This is a genomic window from Acidocella aquatica (assembly GCF_030160635.1).
Lineage (GTDB): Bacteria > Pseudomonadota > Alphaproteobacteria > Acetobacterales > Acetobacteraceae > Acidocella > Acidocella aquatica.
The window spans coordinates 1-7,889 of the sequence record NZ_BSOS01000010.1 but is presented as its reverse complement, the minus strand read 5'-3'; the positions used below and the strand labels follow the sequence as shown (position 1 = coordinate 7,889).

Here is a 7,889-nt window from a genome sequence, read left to right as displayed (position 1 = left end):
CCATGGGTGTTGCGCGAAATGGAGCCAAGGGTTTGCTGCAACTTCTCCATCGCGTTGTTGAAGTCATGCTTCAAGGTTTCGTAGGCGGGGGCTACATGTTGCTGGAATCGCGCGGTGAGGTCGCCGGCGGCGAGGCCCGAGAGTGCCACGGCCAATCCCTCCACCACCCGTTTTTGATCCTGCCCGGCGGCGGCAAAAGCGGCTTCCACCTCTTGCAATTTGTGGTCCAGCTGATTCTGGAACGCCTTTGCCGCGGCTTCCAGTTTCAGGCGCTCCTGGGCATTGTCCTTGAATACCTGGACGGCATCGGCCATGGCGCCGATCTCGTCGGACCGGCCGATGCCGGGGATGGTTACCGACATATCCTGATGCGCCAGCCGGTTCATGGCGGCGGTCATCTGGCTGATCGGCATGGAGACGCTTTTGTTGACCAGCGCGCCGATCAGCAATGTGCCAAGCGACATGAGACCCAGAACAATGGCGATGAGGAAGACACTGGATTTGGCGGCGCGATCCGACGAGGCGGAAAGTTGGGCGGCCTGGGCGTCGTTATAGGCGATGTCATCGTTCAGGGCGGCGGTGAAATCGCTCAGTGCCGATTTTATGTCACTGTCAAAAAGATTTGTGACGCCGGCGTGGTTTCCGGCCGTATAAAGCGCGGATACCTGCTGCACGGAATTCTCAAGCCGTGCAAACGCCGCATTGAAGGCGTTGCCCGCTGCGGTTTCGCGGCCAGGGTCCATGGTTACATGATATTCAGCCCACTGGTTTTGATAATCGAGTTCAACCTGGCTGGTCTGGTCAAACAAAATGGCGGCCATGCCGGTGTCGCTCTGGTTTGCCGCAATGGCGGCGATGGCCACCAGTTGGCGCGCATCCTTCGACATGACGCCGAGCGGCTGAATCTGCGCGGTGTTTGCCGCCAGGGCCTTGGCGTCATCATTCAGCAGCGTGACCCTTGTGATGGAGAAAATCCCGAGGGCAAGCGTGAAAAACAGAATTGCCGCGAACGCCGCCACAACCTTGTTGCGGATTGAAAGATTGTTGAAGACGTTCATTCACTACGGCTCCGTGCTGCGGATGTGGCTTGATTGGTGTAGCGCATACAAATTGCGGCTTGCTTAACCGGGGTTAAAACAGCTCCAGCTCGCCGGATTGCATTTCCAGCTCCTCGGGCACCGGCGCACCTTGGAGCCGGTAGGCGAGGTCTGACAAAGTGATGTGATGCAGCGCGGTTTGTGAATTCACGCGCCAGTCGTCAGGGAGCAGGCGGCCGATGGTGAGGACGTATTTGGACAAGGCGGAGAGGCGCTGCGAGAGCAGGTCAAGCGTTTGTACGTTACGGTGGCAATCCGGGTCGTTGGCGACGCGGAGCAGAGCGGGGCTGAGCGAGGTCTGGAACTGTTCAGTGAAACGGCCGAGTTCTTGAAACTCGCCGCCCAAGGCTTCCAGGATTTCCGCCAGCGGCGCATGATGGCGCTCGTCCTCGCAGGTTCGGCGTTCAACCATTTTGTCTCTCCTGCTAAAAAAGTTCCACGGTCCCCTGGCCGGGCGGCGTGGGCGGAATGGGCCGGGTGCGTTCGGCCCGCATGATCGACTCGGTTTCCTTCGCCAGCAGCACCTGCCGGGCACGGCCGGTGACCGGCCAGAACTGGATGCGCCGCCCCTGTTCACCGCGCAGGCTGCCGCCCGCGATGGCGATGCCCTCGGCCTTGAGGAAGCGCTCGGCGAAGGTGGCGTTCAGCTCGCCGATGTCGGTGAGGCCCTTGATCATGCGCGCGCCACCAAAAAGCTTGGCCTGTAGCCGGTTGCGCTGGGCGCCACGGCGCAGCAGGCCGTTAACCAGAAGCTCCATGGCATGCACGCCAAAGCGCATGACATCGCCCTCCAACTGGCGTTGTTGCGATCCAGCATCGGTTCCGGGCAGCAGAAAATGGTTCATGCCGCCAAGGCCCAGGGTGTTGTCCCAGATGCAGGCGGCGATGCAGGAGCCGAGAATGGTGGTCAACACCGTGTTTGGATTGTCATCGACATATTGCTCGCCCTGCACGATGTGAATCTTCTTTTCAGCGGCCTGGGCAGGAGGATGCAGGAGCGTGGTCATGATATTTTTCTCCCGCGCGTGGCGTTGGTGCTTTGCAGCAGGCGTTCGGCGATGCGCTCCAGCGGCAATTGCAGCGCCACGCCGCCGATCTCGAAGGCGGCCTTGGGCATGCCGTAGACAACGCTGCTGGCCTCGTCCTGGCCGATGGTCTCGCAACCGGCCTGATGCATGGCGAGCAGGCCATCGGCACCATCGCGCCCCAGGCCGGTTAGGATAACGCCGATGGCGCGATCGTGAAAACAACGCTGAACGGAATGGAACATCACATCCACCGAGGGGCGGTGGCCGTTGACGCGCTCGGCCTCGCTCAAATGGATGCGCGGCGCGGTGAGGCCGGCGATTTCAAGATGCGCGCTGCCGGGGGCGAGGTAGACCTGACCGGTTTTCAGCGGCGCGCCCTCCACCGCCTCGCTCACCTCCGGCGCGCAGAGCTTGTTAAGCCGCGCGGCGAAGCTTTTGGTGAAGGTGGGCGGCATGTGCTGGCTGATGACCGTTGGGGGGCAGTTGGCCGGGAATTTGCACAGAATGGTCAACAGCGCCTCAACGCCGCCGGTGGAGGAGCCAATGGCGAGGAGCCGCCCGTCTGGCACATAAGCGGCGGTTGAGGGGCGCGCGGGCTGAGCCGCGAGCCGGGGCTGGCGGCGCGACATTGCCGCCGCCCTCACCTTTTCGGCCAGTTGCTCGAAGCTGTTCTGGTTGAAGGAGGAGGGTTTTGCCACACAGTCAAACGCGCCGATCTCCAGCGCGCGCAGGTTCACATCGGCGCCCGCCTGCGTGAGGGTGGAGACCATGATGACAGGTGTTGGCCGCAGGCGCATGATCTTGTCGAGGAAATCCAGACCGTTCATGTTCGGCATTTCAATGTCGAGCGTGATGACATCAGGCGCCAGCGCCTTGATCGCCTGGCGGGCCTCATGCGGGTCCGCCGCCTGGCCCACAACCTCGATGAGCGGATCAGCGCGCAGGGTTGCGGTGATGAGGCCGCGCATGGTGGCGGAATCGTCAACGACCAGAACCCGCACGGTCATGCGAGGTCCCCCCCTGTGGCGCGGGGGCGGTAGATGGTGATGCCGTCGCTCCGCAGCGCGGCCTCGGCGGCGCCGGTCACGCGTTCGGAATGGCCGATGTATAAAACCCCGCCGGGGGCCAGCAGCGGCGTGATGCGCGCCCAGATTTTCTCCTGCAACGCGTTCTCGAAATAGATGACCACGTTGCGGCAGAAAATAACGTCGAACTTGCCGCGCATCGGCCAGTTGCCGATGAGGTTGAGCTTGCGGAACTTGACCAGTGCGCGGGCCTCGCTGGCGATTTGGTGACGGCCGTCGCCCAGCGGGGAAAACCAGCGGCCGCGCAGCGCGGGGGGAACGGCATCGAGCAAGGAGGCGTCGTAAATGCCGGCAGCGCCCATGGCGAGCATGTTGGGGTCAATATCGGTGGCGAGAATGCGGATGTCGTGCTTGGCGGCGCCGGGCATGAGGGAGAGCAGGGTGAGCGCCGTGGAATAGGGTTCCTGGCCGCTGGAGCAGGCGGCGGACCACATGCGGACGGGCTGGCCCTGTGTGGCGCGGGCGATCAGCCCCGGGAGGATTTTCGTCTTCAGATGCTCGAAGTGGTGCGGCTCGCGGAAGAAGCGGGTGACATTGGTGGTCAGCGCCGCGATCATGTCCTGGCGTTCACCCGCGCCGGAGGGGCTCTCGATCAGGGCGCAATAGTCAGCGAAGTTGCTCAGGCCGCGCAGGCGCAGGCGCTTGGCGAGGCGCGAATAGACCAGATTGGCTTTGTTGCCGGAGAGCGAAATGCCGGCCTCGGCCATCAGCGTGGCGGCGATGGTGGCGAAGTCGCGTTGCGTCATCAGGAACTCACCGGCTTCGGTCAGCCCTGAAGCCGGTTTTGTGCTGCTGGGCGCGTTCATGCTCAGGCTCACGCGGCTTCCAGCTCGCCCTGGGGCAGCACATGGTCGAGCGAGATCAGGCTGATCATGCGGCCATCGACGGGAAGCAGGCCCTTGACGAAGGTTTTCACCAGATCGGAGGAGACATCGGGCGTGGGCTGAATGTTGGCGTCGTTGGCGGTGAGGATGTCTGACACCGCATCAACCAGCAGGCCGATTTGCTGATGCGCGATCTGCACCACGATGATGACATTGCGCGCACTGGGCTCGTTGCTGGGCAGGCCCAGGCGCACGGCGAGTTCCACGATCGGCAGCACAGCGCCGCGCAGGTTGATGACGCCGCGCACATAGCGCGGGGCGCGGGGCAGCGCGGTGGCGGCGGTCCAGCCGCGGATTTCGCGCACCGCCATGACGTTGATGCAAAACTCCTGGCGCCCGACGCGAAAGGCGATCAGCTCGCGGGTGTTGATGCCGCTATTGGCAGATTTACCCATGGTTCAACGCGCCTCCGCTAAGGAAAGTTCAGGACGGCTCAACTCACTGCGCGTGGTTTTCACCACCGCATCAACATCGAGGATCAACGCCACGCGGCCATCGCCCATGACAGTGGCGGCGGCGATGCCGGGAACGGCGCGGTAGTTGGCCTCCAGGCTCTTGATGACGACCTGGCGCTGGCCGTGGATGGCATCGACCAGCAACACCGCGCGCACGCCGCCCTCGCCTTCCACCAGCAACGCCACCGACTGGTCCGGCTCGACGAATTCGTCGCAATAGCCAAGCGAGGCCGCGACATCGACCATCGGCACATAGCCGCCGCGCAGGCGGATGACGTTGATCTCACCATCGAGCGGAAACACGTCCGCCGCTTTGGGCTTGAGGGTTTCAACGATCGCGCCGAGCGGGATGATGAGCGTGTGGCCGCGCGCGGAGACGACCATGCCGTCGAGCACCGCGAGAGTGAGCGGCAGGCTGAGGGTGAAGGTGGAGCCCAGGCCGGGGCGCGAGGAGATGGAGATGCGCCCGCCAAGCGCCACCACCGACTGGCGTACAACGTCCATGCCGACGCCGCGGCCAGAAATATCCGACACGGTGCTGGCGGTGGAAAAGCCCGGCAGGAAGATGAGATTGTCAATTTCGTCATCGGTGAGTGCGGCGTCGGGCGCGATCAGCCCGTTCTCAAGGGCTTTCTCCTTGACGCGCGCACGGTTGATGCCCGCGCCATCATCGGCGACTTCGAGCACGATGCGCCCCGAGCGGTGCAGCGCGCTGAGGCGGACGATGCCCTCAGCCGGTTTGCCGGCGGCGAGGCGTTTTTCGGGGGATTCCAGCCCGTGGTCGATGGCGTTGCGGATCATATGCGTCAACGGATCGGCGATGCGCTCGATGACGGTTTTATCGACCTCGGTGCCTTCGCCCTCGGTGACGAGGCGGGCCTGTTTGCCGGTTTGCGCCGCGACCTCGCGCACCAGGCGGGGCATGCGCTGGAACACCGAGCGCACCGGCTGGGCGCGGATGGCCATCACGCTATCCTGAATTTCGCGCGTTAAATGCTCAAGCTCCTCCAGCGCCATGGCGACGCCCGAGGCGCGCGCGATGCCCGCCTCCAGCACGCGCTGGCTCAACATCGCCTCGTTGATGACGAGTTCGCCGACGAGATCGATCATGCGGTCCACCCGGTCGAGATCCACCCGGATGGTGGCGCTAACGGCGGCGGCACTCTCCGCCTTGGCGGCCATGGCCTCCACGGGGTTTTGTTTTGCCGTGAGGGCTGGCGGGGGTTCGTGGTGTTCGGGCTCGGCCTTGGGGGCGGCGCTGGCTTCCTCATCATCGAATACAGGCGGGGGGAAGAACTCGAAGGAGAAGCCATTGTCGCCGGTGATCACATCGCCGGGTTTGAGCGCCGGCTCGGCCGGGGTGGCGCAGGTGATGTTCAACTGGCAATCATCCTCGACAAACTCGAAGACATTGCGAATGGCCTGCTCCGTGCAATCAGCCTCCAGCGTGATGTTCCAGGTGAGATAGGCGCCCTCCGGGTCCAGCTCGCTCAACTCGGGCAGATGCGTTGCATCCAGCGCGACCTCGATCGGGCCAAGGCGGCGCAGCTCGCGCAATAACAAGGCGGTCTCATTGGCTTTGGCGTAGAGCGCTGAGGCGGGGGTGAAGCTGATGAGCCATGCGGGCGCCGGGGCGAGTGCCTTGGGCGCTGGTTTTGGCGTGAGGGGCGGCTCGTGGCCGAGATTGCTGATCTGGGTGAATTCCACCACCAGAGCAGCGGTGCGGGCTTCATCCACGGTGCCGTTCTCGCGCGCGGCGCGCACCAGATCGGCCAGAACATCAGCCGCGCGCAGCAGCAGATTCAACACGGCGGCCCCGGCGGCGAGCGTGCCTGAGCGCACCTGGTCCAGCGCGGTCTCGAACACATGGGCGAAGCGCACCAGCGCGTCCAGGGCGAAAATCCCCGCCCCGCCCTTGATGGAATGCACCGCGCGGAAAACGGCGTTTACGGTTTCCGCCTCGGCGGTGCCGCTTTCCATCAGTATCAGCCCGGCCTCAAGCTCGGCGAGCTGCTCCTCGCATTCCTGAAAAAACGTTTCGCGGATGGCTGCCATCGGGTCCAATGGATTAACTCCTGCGTTCAGGCCGCGACGCGGCGAATGGCTTCAACCAGCTTGATGGGGTCGAAGGGTTTGACGATCCACCCCGTGGCGCCGGCGGCGCGGGCACGGTTTTTTTTCTCGGCGTCAACCTCGGTGGTGAGGACCAGGACAGGCATCGAGCGGCGCGATTCGTCGCGCCGGACGGCTTCGATAAAGCCGAAACCATCCATGCGCGGCATGTTGATGTCAGTGACAATAACATCAGGCCGCTCGGTTTCCAGAACCTCCAGCCCGTGCAGGCCATCCTCTGCCTGCAAAACACGGAAACCGGCCGCGAGCAGCGAGTGCCGCAGCATGTCCCGCATGGCGCGGGAATCATCGACGGTAAGAACGGTCGTGCTCATGAAGACATTTCCTTGCAATATGTTAGTTTTTTTGACGCGACACCGAGCAGGTCGAGCGCGGCCAGAAACTCCTCGGAGCAATCATCGAGGTGCAACGCCTGTTCATCCGCCGCCCAGGCAGCCCGCGCCGCGAGCAGAACCTGAAGGCATTGCCCGCCAAGCCGTTGAACATCACCGGCATTCACGCGCAGCGGTTGCCCGCGTTGTGTTAGAAATTCCTCCAGCAAGGCCGCTGCGGCGGTGAGGTCGAGGATTGGTGGCAATGCCAGTGTGGCTGCGCCGGGTTGAATGTTTTCCATGATGCTTCCTGATGTCGATTAACGCGGTGGCGTTAGAATTCATCCCAGTCTTCCGTTGCGGGCGTGCCTGGCTCGGTGCTGCGCGCGACCGAAACAAATTTTCCGGATGGGGCGTGAACGGGGATGCGTGATTTTTTCGCGGCCGGCGCGGCGGTTTTGCGTATTGGCGGTGGTTCGGGGTGCCCGGTTTCAATGTAGCCGGTCTGGAACTGGGCGACGAGGCGGGAGAGTTCCTCGGCCTCGGTGACCAAGCTGTGGCTGGCGGCGGTGGTCTGCTCGACCATGGCGGCGTTTTGCTGGGTGACCTGGTCCATCTGGTTGACGGCGGTGTTCACCTCCGCGAGGCCGGTGGCTTGTTCCTGCGCCGAGGCGGCGATTTCGCTCACCAGGCCGTTCAGCCGCTCCACCTGTTCCACGATGCGGCCCAGCGCCTTGCCGGTTTCGCCCACCAGACGCACGCCGGTGGCGACCTGCTGGCCGGAGGCGGAGATGAGGGTTTTGATCTCCTTCGCGGCATCGGCGGAACGTTGCGCCAGGGCGCGCACCTCGGTTGCCACCACGGCGAAACCACGCCCCGCGTCCCCTGCCCGCGCC

At 63.8% G+C, this 7,889-nt stretch carries 10 protein-coding genes; all 10 read right to left on the bottom strand.

The features are described 5' to 3' along the window. Nucleotides 1-1,058: methyl-accepting chemotaxis protein (locus QQJ84_RS04080; protein ID WP_284256781.1), on the bottom strand; the 1,058-nt coding region annotated here is incomplete at its 3' end. Nucleotides 1,059-1,131: 73 nt separating this feature from the next. Continuing rightward, nucleotides 1,132-1,509 (bottom strand): hypothetical protein, encoded by a 378-nt coding sequence (locus QQJ84_RS04075; protein ID WP_284256780.1) that lies wholly within the window; start codon nt 1,507-1,509, stop codon nt 1,132-1,134. Between the two features lie 13 nt (nt 1,510-1,522). Next, nucleotides 1,523-2,092 carry a chemotaxis protein CheD gene (locus QQJ84_RS04070; protein ID WP_408861742.1) on the bottom strand — a complete coding sequence of 190 codons (570 nt, stop codon included), beginning with the start codon at nt 2,090-2,092 and terminating at the stop codon, nt 1,523-1,525. An 8-nt stretch (nt 2,093-2,100) separates the two neighbouring features. Further along, nucleotides 2,101-3,132 carry a protein-glutamate methylesterase/protein-glutamine glutaminase gene (locus QQJ84_RS04065; RefSeq protein WP_284256776.1) on the bottom strand — a complete coding sequence of 344 codons (1,032 nt, stop codon included), beginning with the start codon at nt 3,130-3,132 and terminating at the stop codon, nt 2,101-2,103. Next, on the bottom strand, nt 3,129-4,028 hold the full coding sequence (locus tag QQJ84_RS04060) for a CheR family methyltransferase (RefSeq protein WP_284256774.1): 900 nt from the start codon (nt 4,026-4,028) through the stop codon (nt 3,129-3,131). Before QQJ84_RS04060 ends, QQJ84_RS04065 begins: the two co-directional genes overlap by 4 nt. Next, nucleotides 4,025-4,489 (bottom strand): chemotaxis protein CheW, encoded by a 465-nt coding sequence (locus tag QQJ84_RS04055; protein WP_284256772.1) that lies wholly within the window; start codon nt 4,487-4,489, stop codon nt 4,025-4,027. Before QQJ84_RS04055 ends, QQJ84_RS04060 begins: the two co-directional genes overlap by 4 nt. 3 nt (nt 4,490-4,492) lie before the next feature. Next, a complete protein-coding gene (locus QQJ84_RS04050) occupies nt 4,493-6,604 on the bottom strand; it encodes a chemotaxis protein CheA (protein WP_284256783.1) in 2,112 nt (703 codons plus the stop codon). Nucleotides 6,605-6,630: 26 nt separating this feature from the next. Then, nucleotides 6,631-6,996: a response regulator gene (locus QQJ84_RS04045; RefSeq protein ID WP_284256770.1), complete on the bottom strand. Its 366-nt coding sequence runs from the start codon at nt 6,994-6,996 to the stop codon at nt 6,631-6,633. After that, nucleotides 6,993-7,295 carry an STAS domain-containing protein gene (locus QQJ84_RS04040; RefSeq protein ID WP_284256768.1) on the bottom strand — a complete coding sequence of 101 codons (303 nt, stop codon included), beginning with the start codon at nt 7,293-7,295 and terminating at the stop codon, nt 6,993-6,995. Before QQJ84_RS04040 ends, QQJ84_RS04045 begins: the two co-directional genes overlap by 4 nt. A gap of 32 nt (nt 7,296-7,327) precedes the next feature. Beyond that, nucleotides 7,328-7,889, bottom strand: a 562-nt coding sequence (locus tag QQJ84_RS04035) for a methyl-accepting chemotaxis protein (RefSeq protein ID WP_284256766.1), incomplete at its 5' end; no start/stop codon positions are given.